This is a genomic window from Flavobacterium sp. 316 (assembly GCF_000967805.1).
Taxonomy (GTDB): Bacteria; Bacteroidota; Bacteroidia; order Flavobacteriales; family Flavobacteriaceae; genus Flavobacterium; species Flavobacterium sediminilitoris.
The window spans coordinates 435075-457199 of record NZ_JYGZ01000004.1 but is presented as its reverse complement, the minus strand read 5'-3'; the positions used below and the strand labels follow the sequence as shown (position 1 = coordinate 457199).

Annotated in this window: 22 protein-coding genes; 21 read left to right on the top strand and 1 reads right to left on the bottom strand. The window is 28.8% G+C overall.

Annotated features, from left to right (window positions below):
- The first annotated feature begins 26 nt into the window (after nt 1-26).
- From SY27_RS10750 to SY27_RS10685, 14 genes are all read left to right on the top strand, one after another.
- Complete coding sequence (locus tag SY27_RS10750) at nt 27-221, top strand: ATP synthase F0 subunit C (protein ID WP_045970061.1); 195 nt, start codon at nt 27-29, stop codon at nt 219-221.
- 90 nt (nt 222-311) lie between these two features.
- Nucleotides 312-812 carry a F0F1 ATP synthase subunit B gene (locus SY27_RS10745; RefSeq protein ID WP_045970059.1) on the top strand — a complete coding sequence of 167 codons (501 nt, stop codon included), beginning with the start codon at nt 312-314 and terminating at the stop codon, nt 810-812.
- A gap of 2 nt (nt 813-814) precedes the next feature.
- On the top strand, nt 815-1348 hold the full coding sequence (atpH, locus tag SY27_RS10740) for an ATP synthase F1 subunit delta (RefSeq protein ID WP_045970057.1): 534 nt from the start codon (nt 815-817) through the stop codon (nt 1346-1348).
- Nucleotides 1349-1391: 43 nt separating this feature from the next.
- Nucleotides 1392-2966, top strand: a complete 1575-nt coding sequence (atpA, locus tag SY27_RS10735; protein ID WP_045970055.1) for a F0F1 ATP synthase subunit alpha — start codon at nt 1392-1394, stop codon at nt 2964-2966.
- Nucleotides 2967-3054: 88 nt separating this feature from the next.
- Nucleotides 3055-3912, top strand: a complete 858-nt coding sequence (gene atpG / locus SY27_RS10730; RefSeq protein ID WP_045970053.1) for an ATP synthase F1 subunit gamma — start codon at nt 3055-3057, stop codon at nt 3910-3912.
- A 151-nt stretch (nt 3913-4063) separates the two neighbouring features.
- Nucleotides 4064-4747 carry an OmpH family outer membrane protein gene (locus SY27_RS10725; RefSeq protein ID WP_045970051.1) on the top strand — a complete coding sequence of 228 codons (684 nt, stop codon included), beginning with the start codon at nt 4064-4066 and terminating at the stop codon, nt 4745-4747.
- A 5-nt stretch (nt 4748-4752) separates the two neighbouring features.
- Nucleotides 4753-5874 (top strand): hypothetical protein, encoded by a 1122-nt coding sequence (locus tag SY27_RS10720; protein ID WP_045970049.1) that lies wholly within the window; start codon nt 4753-4755, stop codon nt 5872-5874.
- Nucleotides 5875-5904: 30 nt separating this feature from the next.
- Nucleotides 5905-7719 carry an OmpA family protein gene (locus tag SY27_RS18245; RefSeq protein WP_052705283.1) on the top strand — a complete coding sequence of 605 codons (1815 nt, stop codon included), beginning with the start codon at nt 5905-5907 and terminating at the stop codon, nt 7717-7719.
- Between the two features lie 49 nt (nt 7720-7768).
- Nucleotides 7769-8539, top strand: a complete 771-nt coding sequence (locus tag SY27_RS10710) for an ABC transporter permease (protein ID WP_045970047.1) — start codon at nt 7769-7771, stop codon at nt 8537-8539.
- 4 nt (nt 8540-8543) lie between these two features.
- Nucleotides 8544-9374, top strand: a complete 831-nt coding sequence (locus SY27_RS10705; protein WP_045970045.1) for an ATP-binding cassette domain-containing protein — start codon at nt 8544-8546, stop codon at nt 9372-9374.
- Nucleotides 9375-9384: 10 nt separating this feature from the next.
- Nucleotides 9385-10116 (top strand): phytanoyl-CoA dioxygenase family protein, encoded by a 732-nt coding sequence (locus SY27_RS10700; protein WP_045970043.1) that lies wholly within the window; start codon nt 9385-9387, stop codon nt 10114-10116.
- A gap of 5 nt (nt 10117-10121) precedes the next feature.
- Nucleotides 10122-11537 carry an AAA family ATPase gene (locus SY27_RS10695; RefSeq protein ID WP_082084340.1) on the top strand — a complete coding sequence of 472 codons (1416 nt, stop codon included), beginning with the start codon at nt 10122-10124 and terminating at the stop codon, nt 11535-11537.
- A complete protein-coding gene (locus tag SY27_RS10690; protein WP_045970041.1) occupies nt 11530-12603 on the top strand; it encodes a porin in 1074 nt (357 codons plus the stop codon). Before SY27_RS10695 ends, SY27_RS10690 begins: the two co-directional genes overlap by 8 nt.
- A gap of 81 nt (nt 12604-12684) precedes the next feature.
- Nucleotides 12685-15033: a prolyl oligopeptidase family serine peptidase gene (locus SY27_RS10685; RefSeq protein WP_045970039.1), complete on the top strand. Its 2349-nt coding sequence runs from the start codon at nt 12685-12687 to the stop codon at nt 15031-15033.
- Between the two features lie 70 nt (nt 15034-15103).
- Here SY27_RS10685 and SY27_RS10680 read toward each other — a convergent pair whose 3' ends face one another.
- Nucleotides 15104-15781 carry a hypothetical protein gene (locus tag SY27_RS10680; RefSeq protein WP_045970037.1) on the bottom strand — a complete coding sequence of 226 codons (678 nt, stop codon included), beginning with the start codon at nt 15779-15781 and terminating at the stop codon, nt 15104-15106.
- 240 nt (nt 15782-16021) lie between these two features.
- On the opposite strand from SY27_RS10680, the gene SY27_RS10675 reads away from it, so the two are divergent.
- The 7 genes from SY27_RS10675 (at nt 16022) to SY27_RS10645 (ending at nt 22107) form a co-directional block, all read left to right on the top strand.
- On the top strand, nt 16022-16456 hold the full coding sequence (locus SY27_RS10675; RefSeq protein WP_082084339.1) for a GNAT family N-acetyltransferase: 435 nt from the start codon (nt 16022-16024) through the stop codon (nt 16454-16456).
- Nucleotides 16453-16929, top strand: a complete 477-nt coding sequence (locus tag SY27_RS10670; protein ID WP_045970033.1) for a hypothetical protein — start codon at nt 16453-16455, stop codon at nt 16927-16929. Before SY27_RS10675 ends, SY27_RS10670 begins: the two co-directional genes overlap by 4 nt.
- A 31-nt stretch (nt 16930-16960) precedes the next feature.
- Nucleotides 16961-18439, top strand: coding sequence for a lipopolysaccharide biosynthesis protein (locus tag SY27_RS10665; protein ID WP_045970031.1), 1479 nt, complete (start codon nt 16961-16963; stop codon nt 18437-18439).
- A gap of 31 nt (nt 18440-18470) precedes the next feature.
- The gene (gene dut / locus SY27_RS10660) at nt 18471-18905 is read left to right on the top strand and encodes a dUTP diphosphatase (protein WP_045970028.1); all 435 of its coding nucleotides are present in this window, start codon (nt 18471-18473) and stop codon (nt 18903-18905) included.
- A 64-nt stretch (nt 18906-18969) separates the two neighbouring features.
- Complete coding sequence (locus tag SY27_RS10655) at nt 18970-19980, top strand: sugar nucleotidyltransferase (protein ID WP_045970026.1); 1011 nt, start codon at nt 18970-18972, stop codon at nt 19978-19980.
- A gap of 10 nt (nt 19981-19990) precedes the next feature.
- Nucleotides 19991-21343, top strand: a complete 1353-nt coding sequence (locus tag SY27_RS10650) for a lipopolysaccharide assembly protein LapB (RefSeq protein ID WP_045970024.1) — start codon at nt 19991-19993, stop codon at nt 21341-21343.
- Entirely contained in the window at nt 21343-22107 is a 765-nt protein-coding gene (locus SY27_RS10645; RefSeq protein ID WP_045970021.1) for a DUF4292 domain-containing protein, read from the top strand. The genes SY27_RS10650 and SY27_RS10645 overlap by 1 nt, the downstream gene beginning before the upstream one ends.
- Nucleotides 22108-22125 lie beyond the last annotated feature (18 nt).

Genomic DNA, 22125 nt, shown 5'->3' with positions numbered 1-22125 from the left:
TTGTTTAATTATATATATCAATTATTATGGAAATTCCAGGTTTAGTAGGTGCAGGTTTAATCGTAATTGGAGCTGGTTTAGGTTTAGGTAAAATCGGTGGTTCAGCAATGGATGCTATTGCTCGTCAACCAGAAGCTGCTGGTAAAATCCAAACTGCGATGATTATCATCGGTGCATTATTGGAAGGTTTAGCATTTGGTGCTTTAATCTTAGGAAAGTAATTAGAATAAGTAAGTTACCTGCAACGGTTGGTTGCGGGTCTTACTTTATTAGACAATTTTTTTAAAACGAATTTTTTTAAAGTTTATATAATGGATAAATTAATTAATGATTTTTCATACGGTTTGTTTTTTTGGCAAGCTATTATACTTGTAATTTTAATTATATTATTAGCTAAATTTGCATGGAAGCCAATTATTGCTTCTTTATCAGCTCGTGAAGAAGGTATATCTAATGCTTTAATGGCAGCAGAAAACGCTAAAAAAGATTTAGCAAATTTAAAAGCAGATAACGAAAAGTTACTAGTTGAAGCTCGTGCTGAAAGAGACGCAATGCTTAAAGAAGCTCGCGAAATGAAAGATACTATGATTGCTGAAGCTAAAAATGAAGCGGTAGAACAAGGTAACAAAATGATTGCTCAAGCAAAAGCAGCTATCGAAAACGAGAAAAATGCTGCAATGTCAGAATTAAAAAATCAAGTTTCTTCACTTTCATTAGAAATTGCAGAAAAAATATTAAGAGACGAACTGTCTAACAAAGATGCTCAAACTAAATTAGTTGAGAAGATGTTAGGTGATGCTAAATTAAATTAATTATGGCAGGAACTAGAGCAGCTATACGATATGCAAAGGCTATTCTGGATATAGCTAAAGCAAATAATAATGAAACAAATGTAAATGCTGATATGAATTCAGTAATTACAATTGTAAAAGAAAATGCAGAATTAAAAGAGTTTTTATATAACCCAGTTGTAAAAGGGCCTTCTAAGTTTGCTGTATTATCTGAAATTTTTGCTTCAGCTCAAAATGAAACTAAAGGACTTTTTCAATTACTTTTAGAAAATAAAAGATTTGAAATATTACCAGCTATTGCATCACAATATAATGCATTGTTTGATGAAGCAAATGGTTTAGAAACAGTAGTAGTTACAACTGCTCTACCTTTAACATCAGATTTAGAGAGCAAAGTATTGGCGAAAATAAAAGAGTTTTCAACAAAACAAATTACCATAAATAATGTAATAGACCCATCAATTATAGGTGGATTTATACTTAGAATGGGTGACAAACAATATAATGCGTCTGTAGTGAACAGATTGCAACAATTAAAAAGAGAGTTTAGTAATTAATAATATAGATCGCACTTAGTTAGTGTTAAAATTATAAATTAAGATGGCTGAAATTAAACCTGCTGAAATATCAGCAATATTAAAAAAACAATTATCAGATTTTCAATCTGGTGCTACATTAGAAGAAGTGGGAACTGTTCTTCAAGTTGGAGATGGAATTGCTCGCGTTTACGGATTATCTAATGCTCAATACGGAGAATTGGTTCAATTTGAAAATGGATTAGAAGCAATCGTTTTAAATTTAGAAGAAGACAATGTTGGAGTAGTATTATTAGGTCCTTCTACGGGAATTAGAGAAGGTTCAACAGTAAAAAGAACACAACGTATTGCGTCATTAAAAGTTGGTGAGCAAATTGTTGGACGTGTTGTTGATACTTTAGGAAACCCTATCGACGGTAAAGGTCCTATAGGTGGAGAATTGTATGAAATGCCATTGGAAAGAAAAGCTCCTGGAGTTATCTATCGTCAACCAGTAACTGAACCATTACAAACAGGTATTAAAGCTATCGATGCTATGATTCCAGTTGGTAGAGGACAACGTGAATTAGTAATTGGTGACCGTCAAACTGGTAAAACATCAGTTTGTATTGATACAATCTTAAATCAAAAAGAATTTTACGATGCTGGGAAACCAGTATTCTGTATATATGTTGCTGTAGGACAAAAAGCATCTACTGTTGCTGCTATTGCTAAAACATTGGAAGAAAAAGGAGCAATGGCTTATACAGTTATTGTTGCTGCTAATGCTTCAGATCCTGCTGCAATGCAAGTTTATGCTCCATTTGCTGGTGCATCAATAGGTGAATATTTCCGTGATACAGGTCGTCCTGCTTTAATTATCTATGATGATTTATCTAAACAAGCAGTTGCGTACCGTGAAGTATCTTTATTATTGAGAAGACCACCAGGTCGTGAAGCATATCCTGGAGACGTTTTCTATCTTCACTCAAGATTATTAGAAAGAGCAGCAAAAGTTATTGCTAATGATGATATTGCTAGAAATATGAACGATTTACCAGATTCGTTAAAACCAATCGTAAAAGGTGGAGGTTCTTTAACAGCTTTACCTATTATTGAAACACAAGCTGGTGACGTTTCTGCATATATCCCAACAAACGTAATTTCGATTACTGATGGTCAGATTTTCTTAGATGGAGATTTATTTAACTCAGGTGTGCGTCCAGCAATTAACGTAGGTATTTCTGTATCTCGTGTTGGAGGAAATGCACAGATTAAATCAATGAAAAAAGTTGCAGGTACTTTAAAATTAGATCAAGCTCAATATCGTGAATTAGAAGCATTTGCTAAATTTGGTTCTGATTTAGATGCTGTAACAATGAGTGTAATTGAAAAAGGAAAACGTAATGTTGAAATCTTAAAACAAGCGGTTAATGACCCATCTACAGTTGAAGATCAAGTTGCAATTATCTATGCAGGATCTAAAAACTTGTTAAGAGATGTGCCTGTTGAAAAAGTTAAAGAATTTGAAAAAGATTATTTAGCATTTTTAAACGCAAAACATAGAGATACATTAGATGCTTTAAAAGCTGGAAAGTTTGATGATAATATCACAGACGTGTTAGCTAAAGTGGCTAAAGAAATTTCATCAAAATATTAATAAAAGTATATTGTATTTATATACTGTATAGAAAGAAACACTATGTCAGTATATAAATACAATTTTTACAATATACAATTTGTAAGGAATGGCAAACTTAAAGGAAATTAGAAATAGAATTGGTTCAATTTCATCAACGATGCAAATAACATCGGCAATGAAAATGGTTTCTGCTGCAAAATTGAAAAAGGCTCAAGATGCAATTACAGCTATGCGTCCTTATGCAGAGAAATTGACAGAATTATTGCAAAATTTAAGTGCAACTCTTGATGGAAACACAGGAGGAGCTTTTGCTGAGCAAAGAGAAGTTAATAAAGTTTTGATTGTTGCTATAACTTCAAATAGAGGTTTATGTGGTGCTTTTAATTCAAATGTTATTAAAAGTGTTAAAAATAGAACTGAATTTTACTCAGGTAAAACAGTTGATGTTTTTGCTATCGGAAAAAAAGGAAACGATGTCTTGCGTAAAGTAAGTACAGTTATTGACAATCAAAGTGCTATTTTTGATAATCTAACTTTTGATAATGTTTCAGAAATTGCCGAAGTGTTAATGCAAAAATTTATTGATGGAGAGTATGATAAAATAGAAATTGTCTACAATCACTTTAAAAATGCAGCTACTCAAATTGTTAAAACGGAACAGTTTTTACCATTAGAACCAATTACAGGAGGAGAAGCAATTGCATCGGATTATATTTTCGAACCATCTAAAGAAGAAATTGTTTTAACATTGATCCCGAAATCTTTAAAAACACAATTATACAAATCAATTCGTGATTCTTTTGCATCAGAACATGGTGCACGTATGACAGCTATGCATAAAGCAACAGACAATGCAACAGAATTAAGAAATCAATTAAAATTAACATATAACAAAGCTCGTCAAGCAGCAATTACTGGTGAAATATTAGAGATTGTTGGTGGTGCAGAAGCATTGAATAATTAATTTCTTTTTTAAATAATATTTTAAAAGGCTATTTGGATTTCCAAATAGCCTTTTTCTTATATTTGGATTGCATATTTTAAAATATTATTTTTAAAAATGTAACTTTAACAAAAATTTCACGTATAACTAGGAACAATATAACCAATAAGTAATGTCAAAAGAAAGTTTTAATTGGAAAAGTCTATTCATTAATGATTCAGATAATTCTTCAAGCAAGGAAGAATCAAAATCAAAACCAATTGAGAAAGCATCTCCTTCAACAGTTCAAACTAATAAATTTCCAGAAGAGAAAATAATAAATACAACAAATGAAAATTTTGCAAATCCATTTGTAAATGAAATTTTAGAAGTTTATGAAAAAGGATTTGAATCATTAAATTTAAACGATTTTGACTTTTTTGAAATGTATAAATCGGTGGCAATTGTTGGAATTACAAACCCACAGAGTTATCAAATGGCATTTACAATGGGTAAATCAATTAAACCAGATTTATCTAAAGAATATTTGCTAGAAAAATCAAAATTTTATATCGATGAGATTAATAAAGTATTTGCAAAATATGATTCTACAGGAAATATAAAAAAGAAAGATTTAAATAATCTAGTTTTAAAAGAAAAAGAAACATTAACAAATACTATTACAGATTTAGAAAATAAGATTTTACAAATGCAACAAGAATTGCAAGAAAAGAAAACATTATTAGCTAATATTGATAGTAAAAATGAAAGTGAATTAAGAGAAATTCAACTAAAAATTGAAGCTAATAATTTCGCAAAACAAAAAATATTAGACTCAATTAATTTAGTAATAAGCGGCATCAATCAATATTTATAATAAACATGAATAAATTCGAACAAGAGAAAAGTACTTTATTAGAGTTACCTATTTTAAAACATTTTGACGAATCAAAAGGAGAAATAGCATTAAATACACAATCACTTAAAAAAGGCGAAAAATATTTATTTTGGGTTATTGCTTTAGGGCTATTGGGTATCGGAGGATATTTAACATGGACTTATATAATTCCTCCTCTGTTTACAATGTTAGGACAAGTTATTGCTCTTTCTGCAACAGCAATATTTCTTATCTTTCTAGTAATGATGTTTCCAGTGATAATGAAAGGACTTCGTTTTGCAACAAAAAATATACATAAAGCACTTATTCAGAGTAATCCATTTAATGAATTAGAAGAGCAAAAGCAAAAAATGGTTAAAAACCGCGAAGTTTTTAAAAATACTAAAGCCAAATTAAAAGGTCTTAAAAATGAAATGGAAATGGAAGCTTCAAAATCAGAGAAAGAAGCTAAAGATTACCAAGAAGAATTATTAAGCTTACAACGCCAATCAGAAAGATTAAAATCTGCAATGGACGAAATGGTAAAAGCAAATGGAATTACAGCTAAAGACACAGATGAATATGTTGTCTTACAAAGTGAACTGGCTAAAAAACTAAGCAACTCTCAAAGAATTTCTAATCAGTATGAACAAAGTAAAAGTTTTGTTCAAAAATATGGAGTTAGAGCAAATGTTTTGGGAAAAATGGATCGTAAGTTAACATTAGCAGGAACTGCAATTGATATTAAAATTGCCGATTTTGATGCTACCATTACAATGCTTCGAAAAGAATACGAGTTTGCTAAAAATGCGAAAGCAGCAACAGAAAGCGCTAAAAACGCAATGATGTTCACAAAAGATTGGGAATTAGAATATGCATTAGAAGTAGTAACATCAACTATTGCTCAAGATATAGCAAGAACATCTGAAAATTTATTAGATATAGACACATTAACATCTCAATATTCAGTAGATAATGATGAACTATATTCTAGATTAGATTCATTAGCAGATAAAATTAAAACAGGAGAAAATACAATTCCTGATTCAACAAAATATTCAAGTCAAAACTATAAAATGTCTAAAGAAGACAAACAAAATGCAGGTGGATTTGGAGACATATTTTAATTATTAAAAACTAAATTATTTATATAAAAAATGGGAAAAATTCTTAGAACAAAAAAATTAACTACTTTATCAGAGTTACTTGTAGTAATTATAGGTATTGGAGGAATTTTAAGTGCAATCTATTATTTATCACCAGGTCTTAGAACTCAGGTTTCTAAGCAGCTAAATGGTATAGAATTAAACAATGTTGTTGTAGATAATGTAATAAATGCTGATAAAATAGAATTACCTTCAAAAACAATCTCTACAGAAGTTTCTAATAAACCTTTAGTAAGAATTGCAGGTTATGCTTGGAATGCTCAATCTGGAATTATAGTTTCTAATGGTGGTCCAAAAACAACAAAAGGGTCATTAATGGAAAAAAACGGAGTCAATCTTGAAATTATTCGTCAAGATTGGTTATCTGAATTGAGAAATATGCAAATGAAATTTATTGAAGAATTTGATAAAGGCGCAAAATTTCCAACATCAGATAAAAGTGCATTTGCTGTGATGATTATGGGAGATGGAGCACCGTTTTATATTAGTTCAGTACAAAAATCATTAAACGAAAAATATGGAAATGATAAATACCACTTACAAGTTTTAGGAGCAGTAGGAATGAGTTATGGTGAAGACAAATTAATTGGGCCACCAAGTTGGAAATCTGACCCTCAATCTATGAAAGGATCAGTTATTTCAGCAGTATTAGGAGATGGCGATTGGGTAACAACTGTAAATTATTGTTTTGCAAATGGTTTAAAAGTAAATCCAGATCCGTCTACTTATGATGCTGATGCAGTGAATATTTATCCTTCTGAAAATGACGATTATATTAAATCAGCAGAAGAATTAATTAAGTCACAAACAACAGGATGGACAGTTTCTTTAAAAGAAGTTTCTAATGGAAAATTAACAGGGAAATCAGTTAATAGAAAAATTGACGGTTGTGCAACTTGGACACCTGGTGATAAAATGGTTTTTGATAAACTTTCAGGTTTTGTAGATATTGTTTCTACTAAAGAATTTAACAATCAAATGCCAACAGTATTAATTGGTGTAAAAGAATGGGCTGCTCAAAATCCAGATGTTGTTTCTAATATTCTAAAATCAGCTTTAACAGCTTCTAATCAAATGAAAAATTATGATGATTGGAGAGTAAGAGCATCAGAAGCAATAACAGATACATATCAAATGGAATCTCCAAAGTATTGGTACGATATGTTCAAAGGGCAACAAGGGACTAAAAATGGATTAACCTATAATATGGGAGGTTCAAAAGTATTTAATTATGCAGATGCTATGCAATATTTTGGATTATCTGATGGTGTAAATAGATATAAATCAGTTTATAATCAGGTATCAACTTATTTAACAGAGTTAAATCCGTTTGGTTTTAATGAAAACGTAGGTAAAGTTTCAGCTTATGAAGATGCAGTAAATTTATTTTATCTAAAAAATATAAACGATATTGAATCTACTGCCGCTGATAAAGCAGATTATACAGCTCAAGCAACAGAAGTTATGGCGTCTGGTGAATGGAGAATTAATTTTAATACAGGAAGTGCTCAAATTTCAAATAGTTCTTCTAGTGAATTAGAAAAAATTTATAATCTTTTAATTCAAGCTGAAAACACAAAATTAACAATTGTAGGCCATACAGATAATGTAGGAAATCCAGCTTCAAATGTAGTTTTATCTAAAAACAGAGCAGAATCTGTAGTAGATTATTTAAGAAAAAAAGGAATTCCTTTAAGTCGTTTCCAAATGATTGATGGTAAAGGAGCAAATGAACCAACGGCTGATAATTCAACAGCAGAAGGAAAATCAAAAAACAGAAGAGTAGTAATTACTCTATTGAAATAATAAAAAAATAGAAGAGCTATCAAATTTTGGTAGCTCTTTAATTATGCCCATGATAAAATTTTTAACACCATTTGAAAAGATATCTAAATCTAAAAGGACAATAATTCTGCTAGGATGGATTGTAATTTTAATACTGTTTTGGGTTATAGGAACTTCTGGTGAAAAACACCTGTTTCCAAATCCGCAACAAGTATTTAAAGGTTTTTCAGAGTTGTATAATGAAGGCTTAGTAGTGCATATTTTTAATTCGTTAAAATTGTGCTTTCTATCTATATTTTTAGCAACAGTAATCTCATTATTATTTGCTTATAGTTGGCCTATTCCATTGTTAAAACCAGTAGCCGAATTTGTTACTAAATTTCGTTTTCTGCCATTTACAGGATTATCATTCTATATTACATTAGTAGTTCACGATGCAAGAAATATGCAAATTTGGATTATGGTGATATTTCTGACTACCTTTTTAACTACATCATTAATTTCTGTAGTAAAAGATATTCCACAAGAAGAATTTGACCATGCGAAAACCTTAAAATGTAATCGTTTTGAAGTTTTATGGCAAGTAATTGTTTTAGGAAGATTAGATTATGTTATCGATGTAATTCGCCAAAATTTAGCCATAACATGGATGATGCTTGTTACAATTGAATCTATTGTTGTAGCATCAGGAGGATTAGGATTTTTAATTAAGAATTCTGATAAGTTTATGAATCATGGACGAATTATAGCATTACAAATAATTATTTTAACGATAGGCTTATTATTAGATTGGTTTATTAACTATTTAAGAAGAGCAATATTTAGATACTCTAAAATATAAAATTATGAATTTCGAATTTAAAGAAACACTTTTATATGTGGAAAATCTTAGTGTTGCTTATGATGACACTATTATTATTAAAGATATAAATTTAATTGAAAAAGATGTTGTAAGATTAGATCACGATTGTACTTCTCAAGTAATAGCCATTGTAGGACGATCTGGAAGAGGAAAATCTACTTTCTTTAAAGCATTAACAGGATTAGTTCATCCAAAATCTGGAAAGATATTAATTAAAGATTTTAACAGTACCGAAGCTGCGGCTGCAAAAGAAATCAAAGAAGGAGACATTGGTTTCGTAGATCAAAAATATACGTTGTTTAGACATAAAACAGTATTACAAACATTGAAATTTGCTTTAAGAAAGACAGATTTAAATGAAAGTGAAAAGGAAGAAAAAATAAAAGAATATCTTCATAAATGGGGATTAGATACTTGTGGCGACAAATATCCTAATGAACTTTCTGGAGGACAAAGACAACGCACCGCTATCATTGAACAATTGTTCTCTTCGGATCAGTTTATTGTTATGGACGAACCTTTCTCAGGATTAGATGTAGGTAATATTCAAGAAGTAAAAAAATCATTTGATTTATTAAATACAACCTCAGAATATAACACCGTTATTTTTTCTACTCATGATATAGAATTAGCTGTAGAATTAGCGCAAACTATCTATGTTATTGGATATCCAACAATAAACGGAGAAAAGCAAAATTATGGTTCTATTGTTGCTAAATACGACTTAAGAGAAATGGGAATAGCTTGGCAAGAATATGGAGAAGAACATTTAAAACTGACTAAAGAGATTATCAATCAAATGATGCTTTCATAAGTTGTTTTTTATGAATAAAGTTTCAGAAGTAAATTACAAAAAAAATTTAGAAGATAATGGTTATACAGTAATTGAAACCGTTTTTTCATCTCATGAAATAGATATTATAACTAAAACTATTCAGAGTAAAAGTAGTTCTTCGAATATAACATTTAGAAAATCTAAAGACCTTTTTGCTATTCGTCAGTTCTTAAAAGAAATACCTGAGCTAAAAACCCTTTTGTTTAATGAAAAATTAAAAGAAGTTTTAAAAACCTTTCTAGGGAATGATAGCTTTGTTGTAAAATCAATTTATTTTGACAAACCCGAACAATCAAATTGGTTTGTATCGTATCATCAAGATTTAACTATATCAGTCAATAAGAAGTTAGATATAGAAGAATACACAAATTGGACAATAAAGCAAAATCAGTTTTCAGTTCAACCTCCAAAGGAAATTTTAGAGAATATTTCTACTATAAGAATTCATTTAGATGATACTGATGAAAAAAATGGAGCTTTAAAAGTAATTCCAAAGTCGCATAAAAATGGAGTAGTAAGAGCTGATTCAATAGATTTTCAAAACATGAATGAAAGAGTGTGTTCTGTCAAAAAAGGAGGAATTATGATAATGAAACCATTGTTGTTTCATGCATCAAATAAAACAATAAATAATGAAAGAAGGAGAGTTATTCATATTGAATTTTCAAACATAACATTGCCAGAACAATTATCTTGGTCTGAAAAAAACAGCATTAATTAAAGTTTATGGAATTAGCATTTACAAAAGAATATATTCAAGAACTTAAAATAGTAACAGCAACTATTTTAAAACTATGTGATTCTTTAAATTCTGACACAAAATGTATTACAGAAATTAATGCGCTTTTACCTCAAAATACAGAGAATAAATTACTGTTAAAAGCAGAACAAATTTTCATTTCCGATCTCATTTTTGTTTTCAGTAAAGTGAAAAACATATCCGAAAAAGCACAATTTGGATTAGCTTATTATTATGACGCAATTAGAAATCAACATTTTGCAAATGAAAACGAAATAGAGAAGTTAAACAAATTGGTAACAACCAATGCGTTTAAAAATCATTTTAATAAAATTGTTCAAGAAAACATTTTATTTGATTTAGATAAAAGTAAAACCTATTTATTAAATTATTTAAAACAAAACAAACATCCGAAATTTGAAGAAACGTATCAAACATTCAACGTATTTTTGAAATTGGTTTGTAGTTTTGAAGTATCAAGTAAAACCAACATAAACGATGTTTTAGGAATCGATTTCAAAATAAGTGATGTTAAAACAATAGAGAACGATTCGTTGGAGAAAGTTTTAGAAGAACTACACGAATTAATTGGCTTAGAAAATGTAAAAAAAGATGTAGCCGAATTAGTCAACCTTTTAAAAGTTCAAAAGAAAAGAACCACTCAAGGTTTAAAAAATATTGAAATAACATTACACACTATTTTTTTAGGACCACCAGGAACAGGAAAAACAACAGTGGCAAGATTACTAGGTAGAATTTTTAAACATTTAGAATTTCTTACCAATGGGCAAATGATTGAAACTGATAGAGAAGGAATGGTTGCAGGTTATGTGGGTCAAACAGCAACAAAAGTAGATACAATAGTAACTGAGGCTAAAGGAGGCGTTTTATTTATTGATGAAGCCTATGCTTTAAGTCAAAATTTAGGGAATGATTATGGAGCGGAAGCTGTTAATACATTGCTAAAACGAATGGAAGACTTCAGAGATGATTTAGCAGTAGTTGTTGCAGGATATGATGAACCAATGCAAACCTTCATAGATTCAAATCCAGGATTAAGATCTAGGTTTAATCGTTATTTCCATTTTGATCATTTTAAACCTACCGAATTATTCTCCATTTTTGAGTTGAATTGTAAAAAAGCCGATTTTATTCTAACAGAAGAAGCGAAAGAAAAACTCAAAGATACTTTTGAAATGCTATATGAAGAAAGAGATGAAAGCTTTGGAAATGCCAGAGTTATTAGAAATATTTTTGAAAAATGTATCCAAAAACAAGCCAATAGAATTGTAAAAATTAAAAGAATAACAAAAAAAGCATTAAAAACAATAACAGAAGAAGATATTCCTGAACCAAAAGAAACCTTAGATCAGGTATTTTATAAGAACAAAAACAATGAATAGAAATTTTTTAAAAGTAGCGGCATTATTATTAACAACAGCAGTTTTTTCTCAAGAAGAAGCAAAAGAAGAAAGTAAAGTAAAAGTCGATTTTTCAGGATATTTAGAGGCATTTTACGGATATGATTTTAATAAATCAACAACTCCTACTCGTTTAGGCTGGATTTATAATCATAGTAGACATAATGAGTTTAGTATTAATATAGGAATGCTACGTTCTACCATTACGTATGAAAATATATATGCAAATATTGCAATTCAAGCAGGTACGTATGTTGATGATAATTATACTGCAGAAAGTTTAAAATTATTTCATGAAGCATATATAGGAGTATATTTAGATAAAGATAAAAAACATGTAGTTGAAGCAGGAATTATGCCGTCATATATAGGTTTTGAAACATCATCTTCATTCTCAAATTTAACATTAACAAGATCAATAATGGCTGAAAACTCGCCGTTTTACTTTACAGGAGTTAAATACAATTATATGCCAAATGATAATTGGAGTTTGGCTTTCGTAACTACAAATGGCTGGCAAAGAATCGAAAAACCAAATAACAAAGCATTGCCTACTTTTGGAACACAAATAGTATATACTCCAAATGAAAAAACAACATTAAATTGGAGTACATTCATAGGAGATGAACCAGTAGGAACAGATATATTAAGAACGAGATATTTTAATAATTTATATGTTGATTATACTTGGACAGAGAAATGGAGAACTATTGCAGGGTTTGATATGGGATTTCAAAAAAATATTTTAGGAGATGAATTTCAAGATTGGAAAACACTTACATTAATTACTCAATATGCAGTTTCAAATAAGTGGAATTTAGCAGCAAGAGCAGAATATTATGAAGACAAAGAAAACGTAATTATTGGAGTAGGAGCACCATTTGAAGTTTTTGGAGCATCAGTTAATGTAGATTTTATTCCAAATTCCAAATTAAAATTAAGAACAGAAGCAAAATGGTTCGATTCAAAAGAACCTATTTTTAATAAAGAAATAGGAACAACAAATTCAAACTTTTTTATCTCAACATCATTAGCTTTTGAGTTTTAACAAATATTTATTATCCTATATAAGAGTCAAAGAAATTTGGCTCTTTTTTATTTTTATATTTGTTGAAACAAACCGTTCATAATGAAAAAAACAGTCCCATTTCTTTTTATAATATTAACTTCCTTATTAAATGCACAATCTCTTCAGTTAGAAAACATAATGAAAGGAGATGAGTTTATTGGAAATCAGCCCGACAATCATCGTTGGTCAATAGATGGAAACTCAATTTATTTTGATTGGAACCCTAATAATGAAGTAGGAAATAGTACTTATTATTGGAATCAAAATATGGATCAACCTCAGTTACTTCCTGAAAATGAGTTTGATAAATCAGAAGTTAATGCATCATTACAAAGTGATTATGATGTTATATATTATGCTAAAAGAGGGAATCTATATTCATACAATAAAAAATCAAAAAAAATCAAAAAACTATATGTTTCCACGGATAAAATTTATGCGGTTGAAAGAAGTTCAAATCCAGATGTTATTTTCTATCAACAAAACCGAAATGTTTATCAGTTAAACGTGAAAGAGTTTTCAATTACTCAATTAACAAACTTTAAAACAGGAAATGAATCTGTAAAAAGTGATAAAACAGAAAATTATCTTGAAAAACAACAAGCAGAATTGTTTCAGTTTGTAAGAGATAATAAAGTAAAAGACGATTGGTACGAAAAAAAATACAATAACACAAAGAACGATTTTCCACAAGCTATTTTCTATGGAAGTGAATCATTAGAACAGTTAAAACCATCACCAAATGGTAAATTTGTTACTTTTAGATTGTCAAATTACAGTTCTCAAAAGCAAACAAAAGTAGAACATTTTATTACAGCCGATGGATATACAAAAAATGAATCGGCACGTTCAAAAGTATCAATTGATAATTTGAGCAAACATAAAATGGGAGTTTATAATATAGAAAAAGATTCTGTTTATTACGTTTCATTTTCAAACTTATCAGGAATTAAAGAATTTCCAGCATATTATCAAGAATATGATAATTTAAAAGAAAAGGAAAAAGAGGAAAAACCAATTGTAATGATTAATCCTATTCATAATAAAAACGGTGATAAAACAGTTTTTGAATTGAGAAGTTTAGACAATAAAGACCGTTGGATTGTATCATTAGATTTAGAAACAGGAATACTAACAGAATTAGATCATCAGCATGATGAAGCTTGGATTGGTGGACCAGGAATTCCAAACTATTCTTTTGGAGGTGGAACTTTAGGCTTTTTAAAAGATAATGAAACAATTTATTTTCAGTCAGAAACAACAGGATATTCACATTTATACACACTTAATTTAAATACAAAGAAGAAAACACAATTGACTTCTGGAAATTGGGAAGTAAGAGATGTATCACTTTCACTTGACGGAAAATCATTTTATCTTTCTACAAATACAAATCATCCTGGAAATAGAGAATATCATAAACTAGATATTACTTCTAAAAAAATGACAGCAATTTTAAATGCTGATGGAGCTCATGAAGTAGTTCTTTCTCCAGATGAGAAAAAAATAGCCGTTCGTTATTCTTATAAAAATAAACCATGGGAATTATACGTAGCAGATAATAAACCGAATGCAACTTTAAAACAAATTACATTTTCAACTACTCCAGAATTTAAAGCATATAATTGGAAAAATCCAGAAGTTGTTACCTTCAAAGCAGAAGATGGGACAAATGTTTACGCAAGATTATACCAACCAAAAGTAGAAAAAAAGAATAAAGCAGCCATTATTTTTGTTCATGGAGCTGGATATTTACAAAATGCACATAATTATTGGAGTTCTTACCATCGTGAATTTATGTTCCACAATTTATTATCAGATTTAGGATATACCATTTTAGATATTGATTATAGAGGAAGTGATGGATATGGCAGAGATGTTCGTACAGGAATCTATAGACATATGGGAGGATTAGATTTGTCAGATCAATTAGATGGGAAAAAATATTTGGTTGACAATTTAGGAATAGAAGCTGATAGGGTTGGAATTTATGGTGGGTCTTATGGTGGATTTATAACATTAATGGCTTTATTAACAAAACCAAACGAATTCAAAGCAGGAGCAGCATTAAGATCAGTTACAGATTGGGCACATTATAACCATGGCTACACATCTAATATTTTAAATTTTCCTGAAACAGACTCTATTGCTTATAGAAGAAGCTCACCTATTTATTTTGCAGAGAATCTTAATGATAGATTAATAATGCTGCATGGAATGGTAGATGATAATGTGCAATTTCAAGATGTAGTACGATTGTCACAACGTTTTATAGAATTAGGAAAAAAAGATTGGGATTTGGCTGTTTTTCCAGTAGAAGAGCATGGCTTTAAAGAAACGTATTCTTGGATAGATGAATATCGTAGAATATTAGAATTATTTAATAAAAACTTGTTAGATAAAAGATAATATATAAAACAAAAAGGCTTTATTCCAAAGAGGATATAGAGCCTTTTTTATTAACCTAACTTAACTATCTTTAACTTAAACCCCATTCATCGCGATCTAGATTTTCTATTTTATTGGCTTTCTTTTTTATGCGAGTATCAAATTTTGGTTTTCTAAGTGCATAAGCAAATATAGAACCAGCACTTACATCTAATTTTAAAGTATTTGTATTTGATGTGCTTCCTGAAATATTTATAGAGAATTTATCATTTAATATAGACACATCTGCACTTCCGCTAGCATTAAATGAAGCGTTTTGTATTAATTTAGATTCTACAATAACAAAAACTTGATCTGTAATTCTTCCGTTTTTAACACTTTTTAGTTTGTTAAAACAATTATGATCATTATTAGCTAATTTTCGTAATTCACTTTCGCTTGTAATATCAATTTTTATTAAAGAAAGATCTCTTAGTTGATCTTTTGTCCATCCTACTTTTGCGCCTCCTTTTCCATTTACTTTTGCCGTTACAAAAGTACCGCCTACATCAAAAGAGTTTTTTGAAGTTTTTGCATTTTGCAATTTAATCTCTGTTACTGCTTTTACAGGAAAACTACCTTTAACAGTATCATCATGAATTAATCCATTCGACACAAAAACATTTTTATCTTTATTTCCATAGCTGCCTAAATTTAGAGACTCTGCAGCTTTTCTGAAATACTTTGTACCATTATATGTAAAGTGGTTTTTTTTAATTGTAACTTCCATTTTAATTCGTTTTATAAGGTTATATTATTAATTACGCTGCGTAATCAATAAAATCAACAAAGGCCTTTGTAATTTGTTTTTTGTAAAACTAATATCTTAAACAATAATAAGAGCAAGGAAAATAACCCTTTTTTTAAGGTTAAAAGCTCCTTTTATCACAAATTGAAAGAAATGTAATTGTTTTTTATTTTGATTTTAAAGACTAATTATTAGTATTTTTATATTTAAAAAAAGATAATAATGCTTCAAATAGTTGAATTAATTACAAAAAAACAAATGCTAAAACAATTTCATGTAATTCAGCAAATGTATCCAGATTACACACTTCAGAAATATGAATCATTATTAGATGAAATGTTACCTTTACAGTATAAACAAGTAGCTGTTATTGAAAAAGATATTTGTATTGGTTTGGCAGGGTTTTGGATAGCTACTAAATTGTGGTCAGGAAAATATTTAGAATTAGATAACGTAATTGTGCATTCAAGTCACCGTTCAAAAGGAATAGGAGAGTTAATTGTAAAATATTTAAATCAAAAAGCAGCAGAAAATGATTGTAATGTACTTGTTTTAGATGCTTATACATCAAACTATAGAGCACAAAAATTCTTTTTCAATCATGGATTTGTTCCACAAGGATTTCATTTTGTAAAACATTTAAAAAATAAAAAATGAGAATTTTAATCAATTTGTTTTTAATTAGTTTTTTATCTTGTTCTTCAGGTAAAGAAACAACACAAGATAATGATAGTATAAAAATTCAAGAAATATATTATCAAAAATGGGTTGCAGGTATTCAAGGAGGAGGAAGTGGAATAAATGTTCATTTAACTTTAGAAGAAGGATTAAATGAAGAGATAACTTTAGATAAGTTGCAAATAAAAGATGTTGAAACAACAACTATTCAAAAAACAGATGATTTACATTATGTTGCAAGTCTTAAAACAAAACTAAATCAATTAACCCTTGATGAAAACCCCATAAATGAATATGGGAATGAAGTTCCTCAGGAGAAAGAAATAAGACTTAAAGAAGGACAAGTAAAACTATTTTTTACAATCGGCACAAAACAATTCTATAAAATAATAGAAAATGTTAAAGAAAAACCAATGATTGCGTATCCTTCCATGAATAAATCAAAGAATTAATTACTTTTGTCTAAATTAGAAAGTATTTCCATTGAATTTATACAAAAGTTTATTTAAACAAACTGCTATTTATGGTTTGGCAACAGTTTTGCCAAGGATGTTTAGCTTCATATTAGTTCCGTTATATACAGATCCAAAAGTTCTGAATGTGGAAGAATATGGAGAAGTATCTATTATATTTTCATGGTTGGTTTTTTTTAATGTAGTTCTTTCGTATGGAATGGAAACTTCTTTTTTTAGATTCTTTTCAAAATCTAATGATACTGAAAAAGTAGTAAGCACTTCGACAATTTCTCTTTTTTGGTCTTCAATTACCTTTTTAGGAATAGCACTTTTATTTAGAAACTATTTTGCAGCAATTACAAAAATAGATGTAGAATATATTATCTACACAATATGGATATTAGTTTTTGACGCATTAGTTATTATTCCATTTTCAAAAATTAGAGCAGAAAAAAGACCTATTTATTATGCTATTATAAAAGTAGGAAGCGTAGCAGTTAATCTATTTTTAAATCTATTCTTTTTATTGTGGTTGCCTAAACTAGCAGTTCAATTTCCAGATAGTTTTATTAGTACTATCTTTTTTAAAGACTTTCAAATAGGATATATTTTTGTAGCTAATATTATAGCAAGTTTTTTAACACTAGCTGTTTTATCTCCAAATTATTTTAAAATGAATTGGTCTTTCGATAAAGAACTTTGGAAAAAAATGATGCAATATAGTTTACCAGTTATGATAGCTGGAATAGCATTTGCAATTAATGAAACTTTTGATAGAATTTTATTAGATAATTTTTTAAATCTACCTGATAATGAAGTTAAAGCACAAATAGGCGCATATTCGGCATGTTATAAATTGGCTTTGTTTATGACACTATTTGCAACAGCTTTTAGGTTAGGAATTGAACCTTTCTTTTTTAGTCACGCATCAAATGAAAACGCAAGTAAAACGTATGCAGAAATTACAAAGTTTTTTGTCATTTTTGGATCTATAATTTTATTAGTAGTAATTGTCTTTGCTGATGTTTTAAAAATAATCATCATTAGAGATTCTTCATTTTGGGAAGCCATGAAAGTTGTACCATTAATTATTTTAGCAAATTTCTTTTTAGGAATATACAATAATCTTTCTGTATGGTATAAATTAACAGACAAAACAAGAATAGGAATGTATATTTCTATTATAGGAGCTATAATAACATTAGTTTTAAATCTTTTATTAATTCCGATGTGGAGTTACATGGGAAGTGCTATTGCTACAATTTCAGCTTATGGAACGATGATGTTAATTTCTTATTATTTAGGAAATAAATACTATCCAATTCCTTATGATATGAAAAAGATAATGAGTTATTTAGGAATTTCAATTTTACTTTCAGGAATTTCATTTTATGTTCCAATATTTAGAGAAACATATATTTTTGGTATTTTAGCCATATTGTTTTTCGGATACTTTATTTATAGAAATGAAAAAGAAACCATTTTAAAGATTATAAAAAGAAAGTAAAACTGTTTTAACCACATTTAAAAAAATTAAAATGCAAATTAAAATAATTAATAAATCAAATCATAGTTTACCTAGTTATGAAACCATTGCTTCAGCAGGAATGGACATAAGAGCTAATATTGCAGAATCAATTGTATTAAAGCCATTAGAAAGAACCATTGTAAAAACAGGTCTTTTTATTGAGTTGCCTATTGGCTATGAAGCTCAGGTTCGTCCTAGAAGTGGTTTGGCTGCAAAAAAAGGAATAACTGTCTTAAATTCACCAGGGACAGTTGATGCCGATTATAGAGGAGAAATAGGAGTTATTTTAGTAAATTTATCTAATGAAAATTTTACTATAGAAAATGGTGAAAGAATAGCTCAAATAGTAATTGCAAAGCATGAACGTGCTGAATGGCTTAAAGTAGAAGAATTATCAGAAACATCTCGTGGAGAAGGTGGCTTCGGAAGCACAGGAGTAAAATAGTAATCAGTAAATAGTTGACAGTTTCAGTCTCAATGCTTAATACCCAAATCTTAATACAAAATATATGAAAATAATAGTTCCAATGGCAGGTCGTGGTTCACGTCTTCGTCCACATACATTAACAGTTCCTAAACCATTAATTCCCGTTGCAGGAAAACCAATCGTTCATAGATTAGTAGAAGATATTGCAAGCGTTTTAAATCAAGATATTGAAGAAGTAGCTTTTATTATTCATGAAAGTTTTGGCAAGCAAGTTGAAGAAGAACTTCTAGAGATAGCTCAAAAATTAGGAGCGAAAGGAACTATTTATTATCAAAATGAAGCATTAGGAACAGGTCATGCTATTATGTGTGCAAAAGATTCTTTAAACGGACCAGCAGTTATAGCCTATGCAGATACGTTAATTCGTGCTGATTTTGATTTAGATACAACAGCAGATAGTGTGATTTGGGTGAAACAAGTTGAAAAGCCAGAAGCATTTGGAGTTATTAATCTAAATGAAGCAAATGAAATTGTTGAATTAGTAGAAAAACCCAAAGAGTTTGTTTCAGATTTAGCGGTTATTGGAATATACTATTTTAAAGACATTGCCGTTTTAAGAAATGAATTACAATTAGTTTTAGACAATAACATTATTCATGGAGGTGAGTACCAAATTAATGATGGAATTAAACAAATGATAGAAAAAGGCATGAAATTTGTACCAGGTAAAGTCGATGAATGGATGGATTGTGGAAACAAAGACGTTACAGTAGATACAAACTCAAGAATGTTGAATTTTTTACATCAAGATGGAGAAAATTTAGTATCTGATGATGTTAAATTAGATAATGCAACAATAATTCCTCCTTGTTATATTGGTGAAGGAGTTATTTTGATTAATGCTACGGTTGGTCCAAATGTTTCTTTAGGTAAAGGATCTAAAATAGAAAATGCAACAATTAAAAATAGTTTAGTGCAAACTCATACTACAATTAAAAACGCTACATTAGACAATGCAATGATTGGTAACCATGCTAGTTTTGATGGGAATTTTACAAATATAAGTATAGGAGATTATTCCGTTTTAGAATAAAAAAAAGAGGATGAGTAAATTTAGAAAATGGCTTTGTTTTATCTTGTTGATTACTTTTAGTAGTCAACAAATTTTATTTGCTCAAGAAAATCCAGATGATATTGCAGTTGTTGATGACGAACTCGAAAATAATTTTTACGAATCGTTAAAACAACGAGCTATTGAAAATTATGATAAAGCAATTATTGCTATTGAAAAATGCATTTTAAAATCAAGTGAAAATCCTGTTTTTTATCATGAATTAGGTAAAAACTTATTAGATTTAAAACAATACCCACAAGCAGAAGAAGCCTTTAAAAAAGCAATTGATTTAAATCCTAAAGAACGTTGGTATTGGAACGGTCTTTATGATGTTTATTATCAAACAAAAGAATATCAAAAATCAATTACTGTTGTACAAAAATTAATAGAATTTGATAGTAATATGAAAGAAGATTTAGTGTCTTTGTACATGTACACAAATCAAAGAGATAAAGCTCTTTCTTTACTTAAAGAAATGGAAAGCACAATGGTTTTAAGTAATATGATGGAGTTTTATAAACTTAAAATTGAAGAATCAAATGCTTATGCAAAGCCAGAAAAAAGAGAACTTGAAAAAGCGATAGATGCAAATCCTAAAATTGAGCAAAATTATATTGATTTAATAGTACTATATTCTAACAGTAATGAAGAAGAAAAAGCGTTTGATGTAGCAAAAAAGTTAGCAAAAGAGATTCCTAATTCAGACTGGGCGAATGTAAGTTTATTTAAGTTTTATTTAGTAGATAATAAAGGAGAAGAAGCTTCAAGTGCAATGTTTAAAGTTTTAAAAAATAATAAAATTGACATAAAAATAAAACAACGAATGTTGAATGAGTTTTTAATTTTTGTGGCAAACACAAACACATTTGATAAAGAGTTAGACAAAGCAATTGAATACTTAGCAGATGATTCCAAGATAAATACAGCAAAAGAAGTTGGAAAGTTTTTTTATAATAGAAAACAACACGATAAAACAGTTTACTATTTAGAAAAAGGATTAAAAAAAGAACCTGAAGATTTTGAAACGATTTCATTATTAATGGAGGGCTATGTTACAGTTCAAAACTTTGAGAGCTTGGCTAAATTAACAGAAGATTATATTGATTTGTTTCCTACACAGGCAAATCTTTATTATTATGCAGGTTTATCAAATAATAAATTATCAAATAATAAAAAAGCTAAAGACTATCTTGAAACAGGTCTAGAATTTATTGTAGAAGATGTTGATTTAGAATTTCATTTTTATATTTTACTAGGAGAAGTATATAGAAGTCTAGGAGATAAAAAGAAGCAAGAATTATATTTTTCAAAATCAGAAGAGTTAGCTAAAAAAAGAAAATAATGAAGAAATTTTTGTGCTTTTTATTAATCGGGTTGGTGTTTTCATGTAAAACAAAAAAAACTGTTAACGAAGCAGTTGCAAGTAAAGAATTGGCCGCTATAAAAGTAATACAAGGTCATTACGAAAATCAAAAAGATTTTAAAACAATTAGTATAAGAGCTAATGCAAAGTATAAAGACGATAAACAATCGCAATCAGTAAATGCAGATATAAGAATAAAGAAAGATGAAATTATTTGGATAAATGTAAAACTACTTGGGTTTCCTGTAGCAAAAGCATTAATTACTCCAGATAAAGTAAGCTATTATGAAAAAATAAACGGAACATATTTCGAAGGAGATTTTCGTTTTTTGAGTAACTGGTTAGGAACAGATTTAGACTTTTTTAAAGTTCAAAACTTATTTCTTGGAAATGCAGTTGATGATTTAACAAAACAAAATTACGTAGTAAAAATTGAAGATGGACTTTATAAACTTTCTGAAAAAATAAAAGGCAAAACTGAAAAAGAATTTTCTTTTGAAGCAGCAAATTTTCTTTTGAAAAAAGAACAAATTAATCAGGTTTCAGAAAATAGAAGTTTAGAAATTGTTTATCCATCTCACTTAAAACAAGAAGATGTATTTATGCCAGATGAAATTAACATAAAAGCGACTCAAGAAAATCAAGTGAGTATAGACTTGTTTTATAAAAACATTACGTTTAATGAAGATTTAAATTTTTCATTTTCAATACCTAATGGTTATTCTCCTATCAATGTAGAATAAATATGATAATAACAAAAA

Coding starts and splice junctions, on each gene's coding strand:
- SY27_RS10675 (WP_082084339.1), top strand. CDS start 16,022: ATGCTTCAAATAGTTGAATTAATTACAAAAAAACAAATGCTAAAACAA.
- SY27_RS10725 (WP_045970051.1), top strand. CDS start 4,064: ATGTCAAAAGAAAGTTTTAATTGGAAAAGTCTATTCATTAATGATTCA.
- atpH (WP_045970057.1), top strand. CDS start 815: ATGGCAGGAACTAGAGCAGCTATACGATATGCAAAGGCTATTCTGGAT.
- SY27_RS10650 (WP_045970024.1), top strand. CDS start 19,991: ATGAGTAAATTTAGAAAATGGCTTTGTTTTATCTTGTTGATTACTTTT.
- SY27_RS10705 (WP_045970045.1), top strand. CDS start 8,544: ATGAATTTCGAATTTAAAGAAACACTTTTATATGTGGAAAATCTTAGT.
- atpA (WP_045970055.1), top strand. CDS start 1,392: ATGGCTGAAATTAAACCTGCTGAAATATCAGCAATATTAAAAAAACAA.
- SY27_RS10680 (WP_045970037.1), bottom strand. CDS start 15,781: ATGGAAGTTACAATTAAAAAAAACCACTTTACATATAATGGTACAAAG.
- SY27_RS10685 (WP_045970039.1), top strand. CDS start 12,685: ATGAAAAAAACAGTCCCATTTCTTTTTATAATATTAACTTCCTTATTA.
- SY27_RS10695 (WP_082084340.1), top strand. CDS start 10,122: ATGGAATTAGCATTTACAAAAGAATATATTCAAGAACTTAAAATAGTA.
- SY27_RS10655 (WP_045970026.1), top strand. CDS start 18,970: ATGAAAATAATAGTTCCAATGGCAGGTCGTGGTTCACGTCTTCGTCCA.
- SY27_RS10690 (WP_045970041.1), top strand. CDS start 11,530: ATGAATAGAAATTTTTTAAAAGTAGCGGCATTATTATTAACAACAGCA.
- dut (WP_045970028.1), top strand. CDS start 18,471: ATGCAAATTAAAATAATTAATAAATCAAATCATAGTTTACCTAGTTAT.
- SY27_RS10720 (WP_045970049.1), top strand. CDS start 4,753: ATGAATAAATTCGAACAAGAGAAAAGTACTTTATTAGAGTTACCTATT.
- SY27_RS10710 (WP_045970047.1), top strand. CDS start 7,769: ATGATAAAATTTTTAACACCATTTGAAAAGATATCTAAATCTAAAAGG.
- SY27_RS18245 (WP_052705283.1), top strand. CDS start 5,905: ATGGGAAAAATTCTTAGAACAAAAAAATTAACTACTTTATCAGAGTTA.
- SY27_RS10750 (WP_045970061.1), top strand. CDS start 27: ATGGAAATTCCAGGTTTAGTAGGTGCAGGTTTAATCGTAATTGGAGCT.
- SY27_RS10745 (WP_045970059.1), top strand. CDS start 312: ATGGATAAATTAATTAATGATTTTTCATACGGTTTGTTTTTTTGGCAA.
- SY27_RS10670 (WP_045970033.1), top strand. CDS start 16,453: ATGAGAATTTTAATCAATTTGTTTTTAATTAGTTTTTTATCTTGTTCT.
- SY27_RS10645 (WP_045970021.1), top strand. CDS start 21,343: ATGAAGAAATTTTTGTGCTTTTTATTAATCGGGTTGGTGTTTTCATGT.
- atpG (WP_045970053.1), top strand. CDS start 3,055: ATGGCAAACTTAAAGGAAATTAGAAATAGAATTGGTTCAATTTCATCA.
- SY27_RS10700 (WP_045970043.1), top strand. CDS start 9,385: ATGAATAAAGTTTCAGAAGTAAATTACAAAAAAAATTTAGAAGATAAT.